General features: G+C 69.5%; 18 protein-coding genes. 7 read left to right on the top strand and 11 right to left on the bottom strand.

What is annotated here, in order from left to right; genetic code table 11:
• Window positions 1–2: 2 nt before the first annotated feature.
• From sdhD to BM144_RS06385, 3 genes are all read right to left on the bottom strand, one after another.
• Entirely contained in the window at window positions 3–368 is a 366-nt protein-coding gene (gene sdhD / locus BM144_RS06395) for a succinate dehydrogenase, hydrophobic membrane anchor protein (protein ID WP_092950451.1), read from the bottom strand.
• A gap of 48 nt (window positions 369–416) precedes the next feature.
• Window positions 417–851: a succinate dehydrogenase, cytochrome b556 subunit gene (gene sdhC, locus BM144_RS06390; RefSeq protein WP_092950450.1), complete on the bottom strand. Its 435-nt coding sequence runs from the start codon at window positions 849–851 to the stop codon at window positions 417–419.
• A 137-nt stretch (window positions 852–988) separates the two neighbouring features.
• The gene (locus BM144_RS06385) at window positions 989–1,780 is read right to left on the bottom strand and encodes a GntR family transcriptional regulator (RefSeq protein WP_092950449.1); all 792 of its coding nucleotides are present in this window, start codon (window positions 1,778–1,780) and stop codon (window positions 989–991) included.
• Window positions 1,781–1,978: 198 nt separating this feature from the next.
• Between BM144_RS06385 and BM144_RS06380 the strand changes: the two genes are divergently transcribed.
• The 6 genes from BM144_RS06380 (at window position 1,979) to BM144_RS06355 (ending at window position 9,468) form a co-directional block, all read left to right on the top strand.
• Complete coding sequence (locus BM144_RS06380) at window positions 1,979–2,965, top strand: malate dehydrogenase (protein ID WP_092950448.1); 987 nt, start codon at window positions 1,979–1,981, stop codon at window positions 2,963–2,965.
• A gap of 38 nt (window positions 2,966–3,003) precedes the next feature.
• On the top strand, window positions 3,004–3,786 hold the full coding sequence (gene tam, locus BM144_RS06375) for a trans-aconitate 2-methyltransferase (protein WP_092950504.1): 783 nt from the start codon (window positions 3,004–3,006) through the stop codon (window positions 3,784–3,786).
• Window positions 3,783–4,805 carry an HpcH/HpaI aldolase/citrate lyase family protein gene (locus tag BM144_RS06370; protein ID WP_092950447.1) on the top strand — a complete coding sequence of 341 codons (1,023 nt, stop codon included), beginning with the start codon at window positions 3,783–3,785 and terminating at the stop codon, window positions 4,803–4,805. The genes tam and BM144_RS06370 overlap by 4 nt, the downstream gene beginning before the upstream one ends.
• Window positions 4,806–4,870: 65 nt before the next feature.
• On the top strand, window positions 4,871–5,569 hold the full coding sequence (locus tag BM144_RS06365; protein ID WP_092950446.1) for a hypothetical protein: 699 nt from the start codon (window positions 4,871–4,873) through the stop codon (window positions 5,567–5,569).
• A gap of 123 nt (window positions 5,570–5,692) precedes the next feature.
• Window positions 5,693–8,284 carry a bifunctional aconitate hydratase 2/2-methylisocitrate dehydratase gene (acnB, locus tag BM144_RS06360; RefSeq protein ID WP_092950445.1) on the top strand — a complete coding sequence of 864 codons (2,592 nt, stop codon included), beginning with the start codon at window positions 5,693–5,695 and terminating at the stop codon, window positions 8,282–8,284.
• A 182-nt stretch (window positions 8,285–8,466) separates the two neighbouring features.
• Window positions 8,467–9,468: a putative transporter gene (locus BM144_RS06355; RefSeq protein ID WP_092950444.1), complete on the top strand. Its 1,002-nt coding sequence runs from the start codon at window positions 8,467–8,469 to the stop codon at window positions 9,466–9,468.
• Window positions 9,469–9,544: 76 nt separating this feature from the next.
• Here BM144_RS06355 and trhP read toward each other — a convergent pair whose 3' ends face one another.
• A complete protein-coding gene (gene trhP / locus BM144_RS06350) occupies window positions 9,545–10,954 on the bottom strand; it encodes a prephenate-dependent tRNA uridine(34) hydroxylase TrhP (protein WP_092950443.1) in 1,410 nt (469 codons plus the stop codon).
• A 164-nt stretch (window positions 10,955–11,118) separates the two neighbouring features.
• Window positions 11,119–12,009 carry a LysR family transcriptional regulator gene (locus BM144_RS06345; protein WP_092950442.1) on the bottom strand — a complete coding sequence of 297 codons (891 nt, stop codon included), beginning with the start codon at window positions 12,007–12,009 and terminating at the stop codon, window positions 11,119–11,121.
• A 209-nt stretch (window positions 12,010–12,218) separates the two neighbouring features.
• Here BM144_RS06345 and BM144_RS06340 point away from each other — a divergent pair, with 209 nt between their 5' ends.
• Window positions 12,219–12,941, top strand: a complete 723-nt coding sequence (locus BM144_RS06340; RefSeq protein ID WP_092950503.1) for a sulfite exporter TauE/SafE family protein — start codon at window positions 12,219–12,221, stop codon at window positions 12,939–12,941.
• 39 nt (window positions 12,942–12,980) lie between these two features.
• On the opposite strand, the gene BM144_RS06335 is transcribed toward BM144_RS06340, so the two are convergent.
• The 6 genes from BM144_RS06335 to cyoD form a co-directional block, all read right to left on the bottom strand.
• Window positions 12,981–14,309 (bottom strand): NAD(P)/FAD-dependent oxidoreductase, encoded by a 1,329-nt coding sequence (locus BM144_RS06335; RefSeq protein ID WP_092950441.1) that lies wholly within the window; start codon window positions 14,307–14,309, stop codon window positions 12,981–12,983.
• A 71-nt stretch (window positions 14,310–14,380) separates the two neighbouring features.
• Window positions 14,381–15,850, bottom strand: coding sequence for an aldehyde dehydrogenase family protein (locus BM144_RS06330; RefSeq protein ID WP_092950440.1), 1,470 nt, complete (start codon window positions 15,848–15,850; stop codon window positions 14,381–14,383).
• 146 nt (window positions 15,851–15,996) lie between these two features.
• Window positions 15,997–16,530: a response regulator transcription factor gene (locus tag BM144_RS06325; protein ID WP_092950439.1), complete on the bottom strand. Its 534-nt coding sequence runs from the start codon at window positions 16,528–16,530 to the stop codon at window positions 15,997–15,999.
• Window positions 16,520–17,929 (bottom strand): ATP-binding protein, encoded by a 1,410-nt coding sequence (locus tag BM144_RS06320; protein ID WP_092950438.1) that lies wholly within the window; start codon window positions 17,927–17,929, stop codon window positions 16,520–16,522. The genes BM144_RS06325 and BM144_RS06320 overlap by 11 nt, the downstream gene beginning before the upstream one ends.
• A complete protein-coding gene (locus tag BM144_RS06315) occupies window positions 17,853–18,662 on the bottom strand; it encodes an SURF1 family protein (RefSeq protein ID WP_092950437.1) in 810 nt (269 codons plus the stop codon). The genes BM144_RS06320 and BM144_RS06315 overlap by 77 nt, the downstream gene beginning before the upstream one ends.
• 63 nt (window positions 18,663–18,725) lie before the next feature.
• Window positions 18,726–19,142 carry a cytochrome o ubiquinol oxidase subunit IV gene (gene cyoD, locus BM144_RS06310; protein WP_092950436.1) on the bottom strand — a complete coding sequence of 139 codons (417 nt, stop codon included), beginning with the start codon at window positions 19,140–19,142 and terminating at the stop codon, window positions 18,726–18,728.

The raw sequence follows: 19,142 nt of genomic DNA, 5'->3' as shown, positions 1-19,142 counted from the left end.
GATCACAGGCGCCAGAGGATCTGGACGCCCCAGCCGGCACAGCCGACGAGCCAGAAGATCGTGATCGCTTGCAGCGCCAGGCGCAGGCCGACGGGCTTGACGTAGTCCATCAGCACGTCGCGCATGCCCACCCAGGCGTGCCAGGCCAGGCCGACGACGACGGAGAACGTGAGCACCTTCATCCACTGCGCCGAGAAGATCGCAGCCCAGCGGTCGTAGCCGATGGGGCCCTTGGTGAGCAGCACCTGGGCGAGCAGGACGATAGTGAAGACGGCCATCAGGGCCGCGGTGACGCGCTGGCTGAGCCAGTCGCGCACGCCATAGTGGGCGCCGACGACGGTGCGCTTGGAACCATAGTTCACGGACATGGGGAATCCTTGGAATTGTGTATGTGGGGGGAAGGGGTCGCGGGCGGGTCAGTACAGGCCGAAGAGCTTGGCGCCCAGGACCAGGGTGAGCGCGATGCTGATCGCGAGCGTGGCCTTGGCCGACTTGCGGCCGAATTCCTTGCTCACCGCGTCATGGCTCACATCCATCCAGAGGTGGCGCAGGCCGGCCGTGAAATGGTGCAGGTAGGACCAGATCAGCGCCAGCACCACCAGCTTGACGAACCACCCCGGCACGAAGCCCAGGCCCGCCGTGAAGGCCGACGTGAATTTGCCGAACGAGATCTCGGAGGACACCGAGGTGTCGAACATCCACAGCACGAAGGGCAGCAATGCCAGCATGATCACACCGCTGATGCGGTGCAGGATCGACACCCAGCCCGCGGCCGGCAACCGGTAAGTGGGCAGGTCCGTGAGGGCGTTGATATTGCGGAATTCAGGCCGCTTTTTGGCGATCTCGGTCATGGCGGTGGCTTTCGTGGATGTAACTGCTTTGTAATTTCGCGCAGGCGAAACAGCCCAAAATTCTATTGCAATGCAACAACGCAGGGCTTGTGGGTACTACGATTTCCATCTTCCGCGTGCAGGCGGCCATGGCCGGATCACTGCAGCGCATTGTGGTAGTGGTGCGTATCGGTCCGGTAGAGGCCGCGTCGTAACTCCATCGGAACATCGTTGTAGGTGCAGGCGATGCGCTCCACGCTGAGCAGGGGCGTGCCGGCGTCGATGCCCAGGAGCGCCGCCTGCTCGGCATCGGGAAGCACGGCACGGATCTTCTCGTCGGCGCGGACCATGCGCACGCCGAATTCGAGTTCGAACATCGCGTAGGTGGGGCCGGGATAGCCGGCCAGCCGCTCGGCCGTGAGGCCCCTGAAGGCCTGGCCCGGCAGCCAGATGTCTTCCAGGATGGTGGGCACCTCGGAAAAGGAGAGGATGCGCCGGGCCATCACCACCGCGTCTCCGGTGCGCAGCGCAAGCGCGCGCGCGATGTCGGCGCTGGCGCGCATGCGGCGGCATTCGATGATGCGGCGCTGCGCGGGGCCTTCGGTGTCGGCGTCGCCCTCGTCGGGCTGCAGCTTGAGAAAGCGGTACTGCACGTGGCGCTCGGCGTGCGTGGCGACGAAGGTGCCCTTGCCCTGGCGGCGCATGACCAGGTTTTCGGCGGCCAGCTCGTCGATGGCCTTGCGCACCGTGCCCTGGCTCACGCGGAAGCGGCCGGCCAGGTCCATTTCGCTCGGGATGGCCTCGCCCGGCTTCCACTCGCCGTGTTGCAGGCTCTGCAGGATGAGGCCCTTGATCTGCTGGTAGAGCGGGCTGAAAGCCGGCGTCGGCGCGGCCGCGCCGCCGGCCGGTAGGGCGGGGCTGTCGGAGGTGGTCGCCGGGGAGGTGGACATGCGGATCGTGAGGGTCCGCGGGTGGCTTTCGCGGCGGTCTGGATCATATCTTATATAAGACATAAGACAAATTGACCCTGGCCGGATTTCGGCGGTAAACTCGCCAGTTGTTCTGCAGGACCCAGACTGCCTGGTCTGACTGGCGCTGGTGCCTCCTGCACCGACACCCGTTCCATCCCATCTTCTGGAGTTTTCCCCATGAGCAAGAAGCCCGTCCGCGTCGCCGTCACCGGTGCAGCCGGTCAAATTGGTTACGCACTGCTGTTCCGTATCGCTTCCGGCGAAATGCTCGGCAAGGACCAGCCCGTCATCCTGCAACTGCTCGAAATCCCCGACGAAAAGGCCCAGAAGGCGCTCAAGGGCGTGATGATGGAACTCGAGGATTGCGCCTTCCCGCTGCTCGCCGGCATGGAGGCCCACAGCGACCCGATGACCGCCTTCAAGGACACCGACTACGCCCTGCTGGTGGGTGCCCGTCCGCGCGGCCCCGGCATGGAGCGCGCCGACCTGCTGGCCGCCAACGCCCAGATCTTCACGGCCCAGGGCAAGGCGCTGAACGCCGTCGCCTCGCGCAACGTGAAGGTGCTCGTGGTGGGCAACCCCGCCAACACCAATGCCTACATCGCGATGAAGTCGGCTCCGGACCTGCCGGCCAAGAACTTCACCGCCATGCTGCGTCTGGACCACAACCGTGCCGCCAGCCAGATCGCCGCCAAGACCGGCAAGGCCGTGGGCAGCATCGAGAAGCTCACCGTCTGGGGCAACCACTCGCCCACGATGTACGCCGACTACCGCTTCGCCACCATCGGCGGCGAAAGCGTCAAGGACCTGATCAACGACCAGGTCTGGAATGCCGACACCTTCCTGCCCACGGTGGGCAAGCGCGGCGCCGCCATCATCGAGGCGCGTGGCTCTTCTTCCGCCGCATCGGCTGCGAACGCCGCCATCGACCACATGCGCGACTGGGCCCTGGGCTCCAACGGCAAGTGGGTCACGATGGGCGTTCCGTCCAAGGGCGAGTACGGCATCCCTGAAGGCATCGTGTTCGGCTACCCGGTCACCACCGAGAACGGCGAGTACAAGATCGTCGAAGGCCTGGAGATCGACGCGTTCAGCCAGGAACGCATCAACAAGACGCTGGCCGAGCTGCAAGGCGAACAGGACGGCGTGAAGCACCTGCTGTAAGGCAGTCTGCCCGCCAGTTGCCGCGCCGCGTGATGCCCATGCACGACTGGAACCCCGCGCTCTACCGCCGTTTCGAGGACGAGCGCACGCGCCCGGCCCAGGAACTGCTCGCGCGGGTGCCGCTGGCGGCGGCATCCCGCGTGGTCGATCTGGGCTGCGGCCCCGGCAATTCCACCGAACTGCTGGCCGCGCGCTTTCCGCAGGCGCGCGTCACCGGCATCGACACCTCCGCCGCCATGCTGCAGAGCGCCCGCGAGCGCCTGCCGGCGGCGCAATTCACCCAGGCCGACATCGCCGCCTGGGCACCGCAGGAGGGCGAGGCGCCCGACCTGCTCTACGCCAATGCATCGCTCCAGTGGGTGGGCGGGCACGGCGACCTCATTCCCCGGCTCTTCGCATCGCTCGCCCCCGGCGGCGTGCTGGCGGTCCAGATGCCGGACAACCGCGAAGAGCCATCGCACCGGCTGATGCGCGAGACCGCCGCACAGGCGCCCTGGCGCGACGCCATCGGCGATGCCGCCGCCCTGCGCACGCGCATCCTCGGCATTGCCGACTACTACGACCTGCTGGCGCCCTTGGCCCGGAGCGTGGACGTGTGGCACACCGTCTACCAGCACCCCATGGCATCGGCTGCGGCCATCGTGGAGTGGGTGAGCGGCACGGGCCTGAAGCCCTTCGTCGATCCCCTGCCGCAGGACCTGCGCGCAAGCTTTCTGGCCGCCTACGAGCGCGGCATCGATGTCGCCTATCCGGCGCGCGCCGACGGGCGCCGCCTGCTCGCGTTTCCGCGCATGTTCATCGTGGCGCAGCGCTCCGCATGATGTCCTCCGTGCCGTCCGCGACGCTCCATCCCGCCGAGGTGCTGCTGGGCGCCCAGGCGGCGGCCGCGCGGCTGCCGGTCTGCGACCACTACAGCGGCGTCGAGGTGCGCATGCGCAAGAGCCTGCAGCTGCAGGCCGAGATGGCCGCGGAGTTCGGCCGCTGCGTTTTCGATGTCACCCTCGATTGCGAGGATGGCGCGCCCGCCGGGCAGGAGCGCGCGCATGCCGCCCTGGTGGCGGCGCTGGCGCGCGATGCGCACCCCGGCGCCCGCGTGGCGGCCCGTGTGCACACCGTGGACCATCCCGCGTTCGCGGCCGATGTCGCCACCATCGCCGGCGAGGCGGGCCACCGCCTCTGCCATCTCATGGTGCCCAAGGTCGAGTCGGTGGACGACGTGCTGCAGGCCGAACGCGCGCTGGATGCCGCGGGGGCCCGTGCGCTGCCGCTGCACGTGCTCATCGAGTCGCCCGCAGCCGTGCACCGCGCCTTCGAGATCGCCGCGCACCCGCGTGTCGAGTCGATCAGCTTCGGCCTCATGGATTTCGTGTCCGCACATGGTGGGGCCATTCCCGCGCAGGCCATGGGCGTGCAGGGCCAGTTCGAACACCCGCTCGTGGTGCGTGCCAAGCTGGAGATCGCCGCCGCGTGCCATGCGCATGGCAAGGTGCCGTCGCACTGCGTGGTGACCGAGTTCAGCGATGCCGCGGCCCTGCGCGCCGCCGCCGGCCGCGCGGCCCGTGATTTCGGCTACACGCGCATGTGGAGCATCCACCCGGCGCAGATCCGTCCGATCCTGGAGGCCTTCGCGCCGGCCGAGGACGAGATCGTGCAGGCCGCTTCCATCGTTTCCGCCGCCGAGCGCGCTGCATGGGCTCCCATCAGCGTGGACGGCGTTCTGCACGACCGGGCCAGCTACCGCTACTTCTGGCAGGTGCTGGAGCGTGCACACCAGACCGGCCGCGCGCTGCCCATGGCGGCGCGGGCCTGGTTCGATTCCACTGCGGCGGGGGCCTCTTGAGTTCCGCTGCCGCTGCCCACCAGCTCCGTTTTCCCCACGCTCCCTTCTCCCTTGCTGGAGTCCCCATGAAACAACTCATCGCTTCCGCACTGATGCTGCTGACTCCTGCCCTGGTGCTGGCGCAGGATGCCTCCTCCACCCCGGCCAAGCCGGCCGCCAAGGCCCCGGCCAAGACAGCCGCTGCCGCCAAGACGGAGGGCGCCAAGCCTGCAGCCAAGGCCCCCGCCAAGAGCACGAAGGCCGCGGCCTCGAAGTCGGAAGAATCCAAGTCCACCAAGGTGGCCAAGGCCAAGCCGCAGAGCAGCCGTGCGCAGCTCAAGAGCGCGACCAACCAGGTGGCGTCCGGCCTGATCGCCGCCGAGGCCGCGCTCAGCCCCGCCGAGCTGGCGATCGCCGAGCGCGTTCACACGGGCCACATCCCCTGCGAGCTGGGGGCTTCGGTCAACATCGAGGCCGATCCGAAGTCGCCCGGGTACTTCCAGGTGGCCGGCAAGGGCTTCCACTACCGCATGACGCCGGTGTCCACGAGCACCGGCGCGGTGCGCCTGGAAGATGCGCAGGCCGGCGCCGTCTGGATCCAGATCGCCAACAAGTCCATGCTCATGAACCAAAAGCTGGGCCAGCGCCTGGCCGACGAATGCATGAGCCCGCAGCAGGTCGCAGTCACCGAATCCATCCGCAAGAACCCCCAGCCGAGCCTGCTGGATTCGCCTGCGGCTGCAGCGGCCACTGCGCCGGCCGCGGCCGAAGCGCCCGCCAAGTAAGGCGAGGCGGCAGACGGCGGGCCGAAAGGCGCCGCCCTGGAAACCACCACGGACGGACGCCTGCCAGGCGCCCGCCGGATGACATCGTCCCCAAAAATCCAAACGAACCCACCGGAGAACACCATGTTGAAAGCCTACCGTGACCATGTGGCCGAGCGCGCCGCCCTGGGCATTCCTCCCCTGCCGCTCGACGCGAAGCAGGTGGCCGAGCTGATCGAGCTGATCAAGAGCCCGCCCGCCGGCGAGGACGCGTTCCTGCTGGACCTGCTGACGCACCGCGTGCCCCCGGGCGTGGACGATGCCGCCAAGGTCAAGGCCAGCTTCCTGGCCGCCGTGGCGCACGGCGACCTGCAGGTCGACCTGGTCTCCAAGGCCAAGGCCACCGAGCTGCTGGGCACCATGGTGGGCGGCTACAACGTGCATCCGCTGATCGAGCTGCTGGACGACGCCGAAGTGGCGCCCGTGGCCGCCGAAGGCCTGAAGAAGACGCTGCTGATGTTCGACTTCTTCAACGACGTGGCCGAGAAGGCCAAGGCCGGCAATGCCAAGGCCAAGGAAGTCATGCAGTCGTGGGCCGATGCCGAGTGGTTCACCAGCCGCCCCGAAGTCGCCAAGAAGATCACCGTCACCGTGTTCAAGGTGCCCGGCGAAACCAACACCGACGACCTCTCGCCCGCGCCCGACGCCTGGAGCCGCCCCGACATTCCGCTGCACTACCTCGCCATGCTGAAGAACACGCGCCCCGACGCGGCCTTCAAGCCCGAGGAAGACGGCAAGCGCGGCCCGATGCAATTCATTGAGGACCTGAAGAAGAAGGGCCACCTCGTGGCTTACGTGGGCGACGTGGTGGGCACGGGCTCCTCGCGCAAGTCGGCCACCAACAGCGTGATCTGGGCCACGGGCGCCGACATCCCGTTCGTGCCGAACAAGCGCTTCGGCGGTGTCACGCTGGGCGGCAAGATCGCTCCGATCTTCTTCAACACGCAGGAAGACTCCGGCTCCCTGCCGATCGAAGTGGACGTGTCCAAGCTGGAAATGGGCGACGTGATCGACGTGCTGCCCTACGACGGCAAGCTGGTGCGCAACGGCGAGACCGTGGGTGAATTCCAGCTCAAGAGCGACGTGCTGTTCGACGAAGTGCGAGCCGGCGGCCGCATCAACCTGATCATCGGCCGCTCGCTGACGACCAAGGCACGTGAATTCCTGGGCCTGCCCGCATCCACCGCGTTCCGCCTGCCGCAGGCTCCGGCGGAGACGAAGGCCGGCTTCACGCTGGCGCAGAAGATGGTCGGCCGCGCCGTGGGCCTGCCGGAAGGCCAGGGCGTGCGCCCCGGCACGTACTGCGAACCCAAGATGACCACCGTGGGCTCCCAGGACACCACCGGCCCGATGACCCGCGACGAGCTGAAGGACCTGGCCTGCCTGGGCTTCTCGGCCGACATGGTGATGCAGTCGTTCTGCCACACGGCCGCCTACCCGAAGCCCGTGGACGTGAAGACGCACCGCGAACTGCCCGCCTTCATCAGCAACCGCGGCGGCGTGGCGCTGCGCCCCGGCGACGGCGTGATCCACAGCTGGCTGAACCGCCTGCTGCTGCCCGACACCGTGGGCACGGGCGGCGATTCGCACACGCGCTTCCCGATCGGCATCTCGTTCCCTGCCGGTTCGGGCCTCGTGGCCTTCGGCGCCGCCACCGGCGTGATGCCGCTGGACATGCCTGAATCGGTGCTGGTGCGCTTCAAGGGCGAACTGCAGCCCGGCGTGACGCTGCGCGACCTCGTGCACGCCATTCCGCTGTACGCCATCAAGGCGGGCCTGCTGACGGTGGCCAAGGCCGGCAAGAAGAACATCTTCTCGGGCCGCATCCTCGAAATCGAAGGCCTGCCCGAGCTGAAGGTCGAACAGGCGTTCGAACTCTCCGACGCTTCGGCCGAACGCTCGGCCGCCGGTTGCACCATCAAGCTCAACCCCGAGCCGATCAAGGAATACCTCACCAGCAACGTCGTGCTGATGAAGAACATGATCGCCGACGGCTACGCCGACGCGCGCACCCTCAAGCGCCGCATCGAGAAGGTGGAAGCTTGGCTCGCCGATCCGCAGCTGCTCGAGGCCGACAAGGACGCCGAGTACGCCGCCGTGATCGAGATCGACCTGGCCGACATCACCGAGCCCATCGTGTGCTGCCCGAACGATCCGGACGACGCCAAGTTCCTCTCCGAAGTGGCGGGCACCAAGATCGACGAGGCCTTCATCGGTTCGTGCATGACCAACATCGGTCACTTCCGCGCAGCCGCCAAGCTGCTGGGCGGCCAGCGCGACATTCCCGTCAAGCTGTGGGTCGCGCCGCCGACCAAGATGGATGAGAGCGAACTGATCAAGGAAGGCCACTACGCCGCCTTCGGAACGGCCGGCGCGCGCACCGAGATGCCGGGCTGCTCGCTGTGCATGGGCAACCAGGCGCAGGTGCGTGAGGGCGCGACGGTGATCTCCACCTCCACCCGCAACTTCCCGAACCGCCTGGGCAAGAACACCAACGTGTTCCTGGGCTCGGCCGAGCTGGCCGCCATCGCCTCCCGCCTGGGCCACCTGCCCACCAAGGAAGAGTACCTGCAGGAGATGGGCGTCATCGATGCCGACAAGGCGAGCGTGTACCGCTACATGAACTTCGACCAGATCGAGGAATACGCGGACGCCGCCAAGGCCGTCACCGCCTGACGCCATGGGCCCCGCCGGGCCCGTGCCGCGAGGCGCCTGGCATGGAAAAAGGCCCCGGGGAGCGATCCCCGGGGCCTTTTCTTATGCGGGGCTGAAAGCCGCGCCCCGGGCGCGCGACACGCGGAACATTTCCCGGCGGGCCCGGGTCGCACGGCGCATAACCACTCCCACACGGCCTCCCGATGTTCAAGTCCTTTTTTCTCTCCCGCCGGTGGTGGGCCTGGTCGATCGCAGGCTCCGCGCTGATCCTGCTGGCCACCTGGTACCGCGTCGAACTCGATGTGCAGATCAACGACTGGTTCGGCAGCTTCTACGACCTGATCCAGACCTCGCTGGGCAAGCCCGGCAGCATCGGCCCCGAGCAGTTCTGGGGGCAGCTCTCCACCTTCACGCGCATCGCCATGGCCTACGTCACGACGGCGGTGCTGGTGGATTTCTTCTGCAAGCACTACATCTTCCGCTGGCGGCAGGCCATGAACGAGCACTACATGGCCGCCTGGCCGCGGCTGCGCCACATCGAAGGCGCCGCGCAGCGCGTGCAGGAGGACACCATGCGCTTCGCCCGCACGATGGAGGACCTGGGCCTGAGCGGCATGCGCAGCCTGATGACGCTGGCGGCGTTCCTGCCGGTGCTCTGGGTGCTGTCGGACAAGCTCACGGGCCTGCCGCTCATCGGGGCCGTGCCGCATGCGCTGGTCTGGGTGGCCCTGGCCTGGTCGCTGGGCGGCACGCTGCTGCTGGCCGTGGTGGGCGTGCGGCTGCCCGGCCTGGAGTTCCACAACCAGCGCGTCGAAGCCGCCTACCGCAAGGAGCTGGTCCTGGGCGAGGACGACCCGGCCCGCGCCTCCCCGCCCACGGCCGCCGCGCTGTTCGCGGAGGTGCGCCGCAACTATTTCCGCCTCTTCTTCAACTACCTGTACTTCGACGTGGTGAAGTGGTCGTACCTGCAGGTGAGCGTGCTGGTGCCGCTGGTGGCGCTCGGCCCCACCCTGATCGCAGGCGTCATCACGCTCGGGGTGATGCAGCAGATCTCGCGCGCCTTCGACAAGGTGATGGATTCGTTCCAGTTCCTCGTGCAGAACTGGAGCACGGTGGTGGAGCAGCTCTCGATCTACAAGCGCCTGCGGGCTTTCGAGCGGCAGATGGCCGATCTGCCACCGGGCCCCGCCGCGGCAGCCGGGTGAAGCCCCTGCGCCGCAGCGCTGAAGCGCGCACGGCACCCGCTTTCCGCCACCGATGAATTTGCTATATTTTTTATAGCTAACTATTCAATGGAATCGGCGGCATGGAGGTGTTTTCATTCATGAGCCGGGCCAGCATGGCGCCGTCGGCCGGCCCGTCCATCGGGATGCGCACGCGCAGCGGGCTGCCCGGCGCGGCGTGGAGCGGCGCGCCGCTGTCGGCCGCGTGCATGCGCTCCAGCCGCACGGTGCGGTTGCCCGAGGGGTGGATGATCTCCAGCCGGTCGCCCACGGCGAAGCGGTTCTTGGTTTCCACCTCGGCCCAGCCGTCGCCCGTGGCGACCACCTGGCCGACGAACTGGCTGCGCACCGGCTGCGAGCTGCCCGTCGTGTAGTTCTGCAGGTCCTGCGCCGGGCGGCGCTGCAGGAATCCGGCCGTGTAGCCGCGGTGCGCCAGCCCGTCGAGTTCCGTGAGCAGCGCCGGATCGAACGGCCGGCCGGCCACTGCGTCGTCGATGGCGCGGCGGTACACCTGCGCGGTCCGGGCCACGTAGTAGCGGCTCTTGGTGCGCCCTTCGATCTTGAGCGAATCCACGCCGATGGCGACCAGGCGCTGCACGTGCTCCACGGCGCGCAGGTCGCGGCTGTTGAGGATGTAGGTGCCGTGTTCGTCCTCCATCACGGGCAGCAGTTCGCCGGGGCGCTCCTTTTCCTCCAGCAGGTACACGCGGTCGGCCAGCGGGTGGCGCGCCGCGCCGCCGCAGGCCGCGAAGGCGCCGTCGGCGTCGCTTTGCTCCGCCTGCAGGTCGAAGTCGCCCTGGAGCCGCTCGGGCAGCACCTCGCCGCTGTCGGTGGCGTCGGTGGCGGCGCCGGCCGCATAGCTCCAGCGGCAGGCGTTGGTGCAGGTGCCCTGGTTGGCATCGCGCCGGTTGAAGTAGCCCGAGAGCAGGCAGCGCCCCGAATAGGCGATGCACAGCGCGCCATGGACGAACACTTCCAGCTCGATGTCCGGGCACTGCTGGCGGATGCCTGCGATCTCGTCCAGCCCCAGTTCGCGCGAGAGGATGATGCGCGCCAGCCCCATGCGCTGCCAGAACTTCACGGCCATCGCGTTCACCGTGTTCGCCTGCACCGAGAGGTGGATGGGCATGCCGGGCCAGCGTTCGCGCACCATCATGATGAGCCCGGGGTCGGCCATGATGAGCGCGTCGGGGCAGAGCGCGATCACCGGCTCGATGTCGCGCAGGTAGGTGCGCACCTTGTCGTCGTGCGGCAGCAGGTTGCTGGTGACGAAGAACCTGCGCCCGCGCGCATGCGCCTCGCGGATGCCCTGGCCGATCTGCTCCAGCCGGAACTCGTTGTTGCGCGCGCGCAGCGAGTAGCGCGGCTGGCCCGCGTAGACGGCATCGGCGCCGAAGTCGTAGGCCGTGCGCATCTTGTCGAGCGATCCGGCGGGCAGCAGCAGTTCGGGGGCGGTAGGGGTGGGCATGGCAGGGGTCCTGGGTGCCGGCGCGGGCGCCGCGGCCCGGAGAAGGCCCGCGGCGGGCAGCGCGCGGCAAAGCGCGCGATTCTGCGGCGCGCAGGCGCACGGTGCCTTGATCCAGGACAAGCAAGCAAGCGGGCCCGCGCGGGGCGGGGCGGGGCCGCCGCGGTTCAGCGCGCGGCGAGGTGGTCCAGCAGCGCGCGGGCGTGGGCGGGCAGGGCGCCGGCCTCGGGGCGGACGCAGAGCACCAGTTCGCGCGCGGCCCACGGGTCGGTAAGGGGCACGCGCTGCACGCGGGTGCTGCGGGCGAGCCGCAGGGCCGAGGCGCGCGGCACGATGGCCACGAGCCCCGCGCCCAGGCCCACCAGCCGGCACACGGCATCGACGTGCTGCAGGCGCGCGCGGTAGCGCAGCCGCCGGCCCGCGCGCCGTGCCTGGCGCGCGAGGTGGACCTGCAGTGCGCTGTCCTCGGGCAGGCCCACGAAATCCTCGCCCGCAGCGTCCGCCAGGGCGATGGCGCCGCGCGCGGCCAGCCGGTGGCCCGGGGGCACGACCAGCACCAGGGGGTCGGCCACGAAAGGGTGGGTCTGCAGGCCCTGCAGGTCGGCGGCGCGGGAGGCGATGCCGATGTCGCACAGGCCGCCCCGCACGCCGTCGGCCACGTCGTCGCTCCCGCGCTCCAGGGCGTCCACGGCCGTGCGCGGGTGCGCCGCCAGGAAGGCCGAGAGCGGCCCGGGCAGGTGCTCGCTCATCGCGGAGGTATTGCAGAGCATGCGCACGTGGCCGGACAGGCCGCTGCCGTGCGCACCGAGTTCACCGCGCAGTTGCTCCATCTGCTGCAGCACGGCGCGAGCGTGGTGCGCCAGCGTCTGGCCTGCGGCCGTGGCGCGCACGCCGCGCTGCCCGCGCACCAGCAGCGGCGCGCCGAGCGCCTGCTCCATGGCGACGATGCGCTCGCTGGCCGATGCCAGGGAGAGGTGCGAGCGCTGCGCGCCCGCCGTGATCGTGCCGGCCTCGTGCACGTGGAGAAAGAGCTGCAGGTCGGTGAGATCGAAGCGCATGCCGCACGCTACCACGCAGGAGCCGCTCTGCCTTCGGCGGCGCCGAAGCCCGGCCACGGAACATCCGCATGGCGCGCGGCCCGCAGCGCTTCCAGAATCGCGGCACCGCGCCGCTGGTGGCGCAGTGGACAGGGAGCACGGCCATGGCGGGAGCGACGGGGTGGGGATCGGTGGGGTGGGGATCGGTGGGGGCTTTCCCGCCGCTGGGCATGGCCTGCGCGGCGGCGGCGGTGTTCCTGCTGGCGGGCATGGTGAAGGGCGTGGTCGGGCTGGGCCTGCCCACCGTTTCCATGGCGCTGCTTGCGCTCTGGATGCCACCCGCGCAGGCCGCGGCGCTGCTGGTCGTGCCGTCGCTCGCCACCAACCTCTGGCAGACCGGGCCGTGGCGCGGCGTGCCGGCGCTGCTGCGGCGGATGGCCGGGCTGCAGGTGGGCATCTGCGCTGGCACCTGGGCAGGGGCGTGGTGGCTGGGCCCGCCCGAGGGCCAGGGCGCCCGCATGGCGCTCGGAGCGGCACTCATCGCCTACGCGGGCTGGTCGCTGGCGGGGGCGCACCTGCCCGCCGTGCCCGCGCGGCACCAGCGCTGGCTGGGGTTCCCCGTGGGGGCGGCGACGGGTGCCATCACGGCCGCGACGGGTGTGTTCGTCGTACCGGCCGTGCCCTATCTGCAGGCACTGGGGCTGCAGCGCGATGCGCTCGTGCAGGCGATGGGGCTGTGCTTCACGGTGTCCACGATCGCGTTGGGCGCGGGCCTCGCATCGCAGGCCAGTCTGCCTCCGGCGACGCTGGCGGTCTCGATGCTGCTGCTGGCGCCGGCCATCGCCGGCATGGCACTAGGCGCGCGGCTGCGCCGGCACCTGTCCCCGCAGGCATTCCGGCGCTGCCTCATGGCGGGCCTGCTGGCGCTGGGGCTGGGCCTGCTGCTCGGTTGAGGCCCGGCGGCCGCGCACGGCCTTGCGGTGCAGGCGTGCCTAGAAGTCGGCGACCTTGCCCCACGATGAACTGCTGAACCGCTCCGGCCGGTACGGAGCCGGGTCGAAGATCGGCTTTGCGCCCGTGACCAGATCGGCAATCAGGTGCCCGGCGCCGGGGCCGATGCCGAAGCCGTGTCCGGAGAACCCGGCCGCCAGGATGAAGCCGCCGATGCCGGGCACTTCGCCGATGCCGGGAACGCCGTCCGGCGTGCTGTCCACGAAGCCGGCCCAGGCGTTGGCGATGCCCGTGCCGCGGAGGGCGGGCAGCAGTTCGATGGCACGCTGGTGGGTCTGCTGCACGGCCGCGGCATCGGGCCGCGGGTCGAGAATGCGCATGCGCTCCATGGGAGTGGGCGCGTCGAGCCGCCACCGCGCCAGGGTTTCGTGGCCCGCGCGCACCCCTTCGAGCCCGCCGGGGCGGATGTTGCGCCAGCGCTTCGCGAACATCGGCAGGAACTGGGGCGCGAAGCGCAGGAGCTGCGCCGTGGGATCGACCCGCCCGCGGCCGCTGATGGCCAATGCGTAGCTCCCGTCGCTGCGGCGGGTGGCCGAGACACGGGTCGTGTGCAGTGCGTCGGGCAGGTCCGCGCCGTCCACGGGCACCACGCGGACGATCGACTGGCGGACGGTGGCCTGTGGAAACCGGATGCCGAGTTGCCGGCAGAAGGAGGACGCCCAGGCCCCGCCCGAGAAGACCACCGAGCGGGTGCGGATGGTGCCCGCCTCGGTCACGACACCGCAGACCTGGCCGCCCTGCACTTCGATACCGCGGGCCGCGCAGCGCTGGTGCACGCTGCCGCCCAGTTTCTGCACGGCCGCGGCCACGGCCGGCGCGGCCTTGGAGGGATCGGCCGTGCCATCGCTCGGCGAGAAGACGCCGCCCCGCCAGGCCCGACCGGTTCCGCGGCCGCGCTCGGTGGCTTGCTGGCCGCTCAGCATGTGGGTGGTGACGCCCATGGTCTTCGCGAAATCCCTCCAGTTCGCCCAGCCGGACAGCTCGCCTTCGTCATCGCTCAGGTACAGCAGCCCGCACCGCTTGAAGCCCGTGTCCTCGCCGCTGTCGGCAGCGAACTGCGCCCAGAGATCGAGGCTGCGGGTCGCCATGGGCAGCTCGCGCGCATCGCGGTTCTGCTGGCGGCACCAGCCCCAGTTGCGGCTGGATTGCTCGGCCCCGATCAGGCCCTTCTCGACCAATGCCACCGAGAGGCCCCGGCGCGCCAGGTAGTAGGCCGTGAAGACCCCGATGATCCCGCCGCCGATCACCACCGCATCGGCGTGGGTGGGCAGGGCCTGTGAAGTTTCGATCGTGCGCAGCGGCTGGGACATCGATGGCTTTCGTTGGACGTTTCGGGCCGTGGCCTTGCGCCACGCTAAAAGGGTGGGCGGTGCCGCCACCGCTATCGGGCAGAGGCGCCGAGGCCGAGAATGGCCTTGGTCTCCAGGTACTCTTCCAGCCCTTCCTGGCCGTATTCGCGCCCGTTGCCCGAGCGCTTGTACCCGCCGAAGGGAGCGTCGGGATTCCATGCGGGGTAGTTGACGTGCACCTGCCCGGAGCGGATCCGACCCGCGACGGCGCGGGCCGCGTGCGGATCGGCGCCCTGGACATGGGCACCCAGGCCGTATTCGGTGCCGTTCGCGATCTCCACGGCCTCGTCCACGGTGTCGTAGGGGATCACGGCCAGCACCGGGCCGAAGATTTCCTCCTGCGCGATCCGCATCTGCGGCTGCACGCCCGAAAAGACGGTCGGGCGCACGTAGAAGCCGCGCGGTAGGCCCTCGGGCCGGCCCGGGCCGCCGCAGACGAGGCGCGCGCCTTCGCCGATGCCTGCCTCGATCATCTCCTGCACGCGGTTGAACTGCGCACGGTTGGCCACGGGGCCGTGCGTGGTCTGCGGCGAGGCCGGCGCCCCCACGGCGAGGCGGGAGACGGCCTCGCTGGCGAGCCGCTCGACCTCGGCGAGCCGTTCGCGCGGCACGATCATGCGCGTGGGGGCGCTGCAGGACTGGCCCACGTTGCGGAAGGCGGCGGCGATGCCGCCGGCCACGGCCTGCGCGAGGTCGGCGTCGGGAAGGAGGACGTTGGGCGACTTGCCGCCCAGTTCCTGCGCCACGCGCTTGACGGTCGGCGCGGCGGCCTGGGCCACCAGGACGCCCGCACGGGTGGAGCCGGTGATCGAGACCATGTCCACCTCGGGGTGCGATGCCAGGGCCGCACCGACCTCCGGCCCCGTGCCGCTCACGAGATTGAAAACGCCCGCGGGCAGGCCGGCGTCCTGCAGCAGCTCGGCGAACAGCAGCGCGCTCAGCGGCGAGAGTTCACTGGGCTTCAGCACCACGGTGCATCCCGCGGCCAGCGCCGGCCCCACCTTGGCGGTGATCTGGTACAGGGGCCAGTTCCACGGCGTGATGAGGCCGCACACGCCGATGGGCTCGCGCAGGATGTCGATGTCTCCGCGGCGCGTGGCGAACGGGTAGGTGGCCGCGAGATCGCGCGCCACGCGGATGTGCTCGGCCGCGGACGGCACCTGCGCGCCGCGCGCCGCCGCGATGGCGGACCCCATTTCCAGCGAGATCGCCTGGGCGAACAGCTCTGCCCGTTCGAGGATCAGGCTGTGGATGCTGTCGAGCATCGCTGAGCGGTTTCCGGGCGGGGTGGCCGACCAGCCCGCGAAGGCCTGCCGGGCGGCGGTTATTGCGGCAGCGGCATCCTCGGCGTCGCCCAGCACGATCTCCGCGACGGCTTCCTCGGTGGAGGGATCGATGACCGGGAAACGGTCCTGGCCGTGGGGGCGGATCCATTGCCCGCCGACGAAGATGCGGTCCAGAAGGCCTGCGCCGGCGAGGCGTTCGATGATGGAAGAGGGCATGGGGCGGTTCCTGGCTGCGGCAGGGAAGGCCCGGATGGGCCTCCCGGAGGCGCAGTATCGACCCGTTCATTGCCGAGTGGATTCATCGAAGCAAAAGACGGCATTAAGACGAACTTCATGCCCGTACGGCGGCAGAAAAGCGCAATTCAGACGCGCTGCTTGCCCAATTTGCGCGTCAGGGTGCGCCGGTGCATGCCGAGGCGGCGTGCGGCCTCGGAAATATTGAAGTCGGTTTCCGCCAGCACCTCGTGGATGCGCTCCCATTCGAGCGTCTTGATCGAGCTGGAGCGGTTGGTGAGTTCCACCTCGGTGTTGCCTTCGGCAAGGCCGAAGGCGGCTTCGATGTCGTCGGTATTGGAGGGCTTGGCCAGGTAATGGCAGGCACCGAGCTTCACGGCCTCCACGGCCGTGGCGATGCTGGCGAAGCCGGTCAGCACCACGATGCGCATCTCGGGATTGCCGGCATGCAGCTTCTGCACGCAGGCGAGGCCGGAGGCTTCGCCCTTGAGCTTGAGATCGACCACCGCATAGCCGGGCGCGGGCCCGGCCAGCAGGTCTTCCACGCCGGCCAGGCTGTCGGCCTGCAGCACGCGGTAGCCGCGCCGTTCGAAGGAGCGTGCGAGCGTGCGCGCGAGGGCTTCGTCGTCTTCCACGATCAGCAGCAGGCGTTCATCGTCCATGGTGTGGTTGTCCGGTTTCGGTCAGGGCGATGGCGGCGAGGGGCAGGCGGATGCTCACCTCGGCGCCGCCGCCTTGCGGGTTGCGTGCCGTGACGCTGCCGCCGAGCGTGCGCGCCACGTTCATGGCCAGGAAGAGTCCGAGCCCGCCGCCCGCACGGCCCTTGCTCGACTGGTAGGGTTTACCCAACTGGGCGAGGATGGCCGGATCGAAGCCGGGGCCGGCATCGGTGACGGTGATGCGCAGCGTATCGGCGTCGCGCTCGACGGCGAGTCCCACCCAGTCGGGCGAGGCGTCCCGGGCATTGTCCAACACATTGAAGACCATCTGCTGCAAGGTGGTGTCGGCCACCATGGGCGTGTCGGTGCCGAAGCGGTTGTCGTAGTCGAAGGCGGCGATGGAGCGCGTGGCGCGCCAGTCCCGGGCCAGGTCGTCCACGAAGGTGCGCACGGTGGTCTGCGCCGAAGCCTCGCCGCGTGTCTCGCCGGCCGACAGCAGAATGCCGCTCACGATGGTCTTGCAGCGCTGTACCTGGATCTGCATCTCGGCGATCTCGTCCTGCAGCACCGTGTCGGCGGCCAGGCGCCGGTCGTGCCGCCAGTCGCCCAGGATCACGGCCATGGTGGAGAGCGGCGTGCCCAGTTCGTGCGCTGCGCCGGAGGCCAGTAGGCCCATGCGCACGATGTGCTCCTCTTCCAGGGCGCGCTGGCGTGCGGCGGCCAGCCGCGCATCGCGCTGGCGCAGGTTGTGCTCGATGCGCGTGATGAAGATCACCAGCAGGATCGCGTTGAGCAGGAAGCACACCAGCAGGCCCAGCAGGTAGGGGCTCGACAGGCCGCGCTGCAGGTCGGCGGTGAGCGGCAACGGCAGGTTGTAGCGCGAGAGCGCGGCGAAGCAGCAGGTGGCGATGACCACCATGGACCAGATGAAGCCGCCGCGCAGCAGCACGGCGCCCACCGCGATCTGCAACAGGTAGAGAAAGACGAACGGATTGCCCGTGCCGCCGCTCAGGTAGAGCTGCACGGTGAGCACCGCCACGTCGATGAGCAGCGCCAGGAACAGCTCCACCTGCCGCACGCTGTGCCCGGTGCGCCAGCGCAGCAGGCTCACGACGTTGAAGAGCGCGAGGCAGCCCACCACCATGAGCATCTCGTGCATGGGCAGCGACAGCCCCAGGCTGTAGTAGGCGACCTCGATGGTGAAGACCTGGCCGACCACGGCCACCCAGCGCAGCTGGATCAGCTGGTGGAGGTTCTTGAGGCCAGCAGCCGCGTTGGCGTAACGGGCATTGCGCGCGGAGGGTGACGGAGCGGCGGGCAGGGATTCAGCGCGGAGGCTGTGGCGTGGAGCGGGAGAGGGCACGGTCGGCGGCGCGCAGGCGAAACTCGTAGCGTGCCACATACCAGCCCGCGGCGGCAACCATCAACGCGAGACCGTACCAGGTCAACGCATACACGAGATGGCTGTTGGGGAAGCGGATCACCGTCATGCCGGCGCGGGGCCACGCCTGCGCGCCGGTGGGCACGGCTGCCATCGCTGCCGCCGATGTCCGAGGATCGGGCAGCCCGGCATCGATGAAGAATGGGGCGGCCTGCGCGAGTTGCCGGTCCGCGGCGATGGCCGCGACATCGCGCGAATACCAGCGCTGCTGCGCAGGGTCGTTGGTCCGCAGGAAGCCACCGCGCGGCTCGCTGAGGCGCAGCAGGCCCTGCACGGTGACGGACGTGGCCGTGCTGGCGGCCTGGGCCGCAGCGGTATCTGCGTCGGCCGCTGCACCGGGCAGCCAGCGGGCCCGCTGCTCCTGCGGCACGAAGCCGCGGTTGACCAGCACCTGCGTGCCGTCCGGCTGCTGCAGCGGCGTCATCACCCAGAAGCCGGCACCCAGTTCGGTGGTGGCCTGGGCGAGCACGGTCTTGTCTCCGAGCCAGCGGCCGGTGGCCGTGACGGGCAGGTATTCATAGCCCGCGGCATCGACCCGCGGCCATTCGGCAGGCCCGGGAATCGGCACGGGAGCACTGTGCACGCGCTGGTCCACGCGCTCGATCAGCGCGAGCTTCCAGGCCCGGCGCTGCACCTGCCAGGTGCCCAATGCCAGAAAGCCCAAGAACAAGGCGATGCCCACCAGGATGAGCATCGCCTTCAGGAGGGGGGAGCGCCGGCGGGGGCCGGCGTCCGGTCTGCGGTCCGCCACGGCGCGTCAGGGCGCGTTGTTCACCGGCGGTGGCAGCGGGGCTGTGGATGCGGGCATGGTGTGCTCGGGCATCATGTTGGTGTTCATGTGGAACATGACCCACAGCGTGCCGGCGATGGCGATCGCCACGAAGACCACGGTGAAGATCGTGGACAGCATGGTCCAGCCACCTTCGACCTTGCCGTTCATGTGCAGGAAATACACCATGTGCACCAGGATCTGGACCACGGCGAAGCCGCCGAGCACCAGGATGGCGGTGTTGCGGTCGGAGATCACCTTGGCCATCACGAGCCAGAACGGAATGGCGGTCAGGATGATCGACAGCACGAAACCGATCATGTAGCCGGAGAACGTGCTGTGCGGGCCCTCATCGTGGTGATGATGGTCGTGGCCTGCGTGTGCGTGTGAATTCTGTGCGCTCAT

This window comes from Paracidovorax konjaci, assembly GCF_900112675.1.
Lineage (GTDB): Bacteria > Pseudomonadota > Gammaproteobacteria > Burkholderiales > Burkholderiaceae_C > Paracidovorax > Paracidovorax konjaci.
The sequence above is the reverse complement of the archived record's forward strand: the minus strand, read 5'-3'. Positions and strand labels throughout refer to the sequence as shown.

What these genes read in the sequence shown, in the direction of transcription:
- cyoD (WP_092950436.1), bottom strand. Translation starts at nt 19,142, where the DNA reads ATGAGCGCACAGAATTCACACGCACACGCAGGCCACGACCATCATCAC.
- BM144_RS06315 (WP_092950437.1), bottom strand. Translation starts at nt 18,662, where the DNA reads ATGCTCATCCTGGTGGGCATCGCCTTGTTCTTGGGCTTTCTGGCATTG.
- BM144_RS06370 (WP_092950447.1), top strand. Translation starts at nt 3,783, where the DNA reads ATGATGTCCTCCGTGCCGTCCGCGACGCTCCATCCCGCCGAGGTGCTG.
- BM144_RS06345 (WP_092950442.1), bottom strand. Translation starts at nt 12,009, where the DNA reads ATGCGCTTCGATCTCACCGACCTGCAGCTCTTTCTCCACGTGCACGAG.
- tam (WP_092950504.1), top strand. Translation starts at nt 3,004, where the DNA reads ATGCACGACTGGAACCCCGCGCTCTACCGCCGTTTCGAGGACGAGCGC.
- BM144_RS06320 (WP_092950438.1), bottom strand. Translation starts at nt 17,929, where the DNA reads ATGTGGCACGCTACGAGTTTCGCCTGCGCGCCGCCGACCGTGCCCTCT.
- trhP (WP_092950443.1), bottom strand. Translation starts at nt 10,954, where the DNA reads ATGCCCACCCCTACCGCCCCCGAACTGCTGCTGCCCGCCGGATCGCTC.
- BM144_RS06355 (WP_092950444.1), top strand. Translation starts at nt 8,467, where the DNA reads ATGTTCAAGTCCTTTTTTCTCTCCCGCCGGTGGTGGGCCTGGTCGATC.
- BM144_RS06385 (WP_092950449.1), bottom strand. Translation starts at nt 1,780, where the DNA reads ATGTCCACCTCCCCGGCGACCACCTCCGACAGCCCCGCCCTACCGGCC.
- sdhC (WP_092950450.1), bottom strand. Translation starts at nt 851, where the DNA reads ATGACCGAGATCGCCAAAAAGCGGCCTGAATTCCGCAATATCAACGCC.
- acnB (WP_092950445.1), top strand. Translation starts at nt 5,693, where the DNA reads ATGTTGAAAGCCTACCGTGACCATGTGGCCGAGCGCGCCGCCCTGGGC.
- BM144_RS06325 (WP_092950439.1), bottom strand. Translation starts at nt 16,530, where the DNA reads ATGGACGATGAACGCCTGCTGCTGATCGTGGAAGACGACGAAGCCCTC.
- BM144_RS06365 (WP_092950446.1), top strand. Translation starts at nt 4,871, where the DNA reads ATGAAACAACTCATCGCTTCCGCACTGATGCTGCTGACTCCTGCCCTG.
- BM144_RS06335 (WP_092950441.1), bottom strand. Translation starts at nt 14,309, where the DNA reads ATGTCCCAGCCGCTGCGCACGATCGAAACTTCACAGGCCCTGCCCACC.
- BM144_RS06380 (WP_092950448.1), top strand. Translation starts at nt 1,979, where the DNA reads ATGAGCAAGAAGCCCGTCCGCGTCGCCGTCACCGGTGCAGCCGGTCAA.
- sdhD (WP_092950451.1), bottom strand. Translation starts at nt 368, where the DNA reads ATGTCCGTGAACTATGGTTCCAAGCGCACCGTCGTCGGCGCCCACTAT.
- BM144_RS06330 (WP_092950440.1), bottom strand. Translation starts at nt 15,850, where the DNA reads ATGCCCTCTTCCATCATCGAACGCCTCGCCGGCGCAGGCCTTCTGGAC.
- BM144_RS06340 (WP_092950503.1), top strand. Translation starts at nt 12,219, where the DNA reads ATGGCCTGCGCGGCGGCGGCGGTGTTCCTGCTGGCGGGCATGGTGAAG.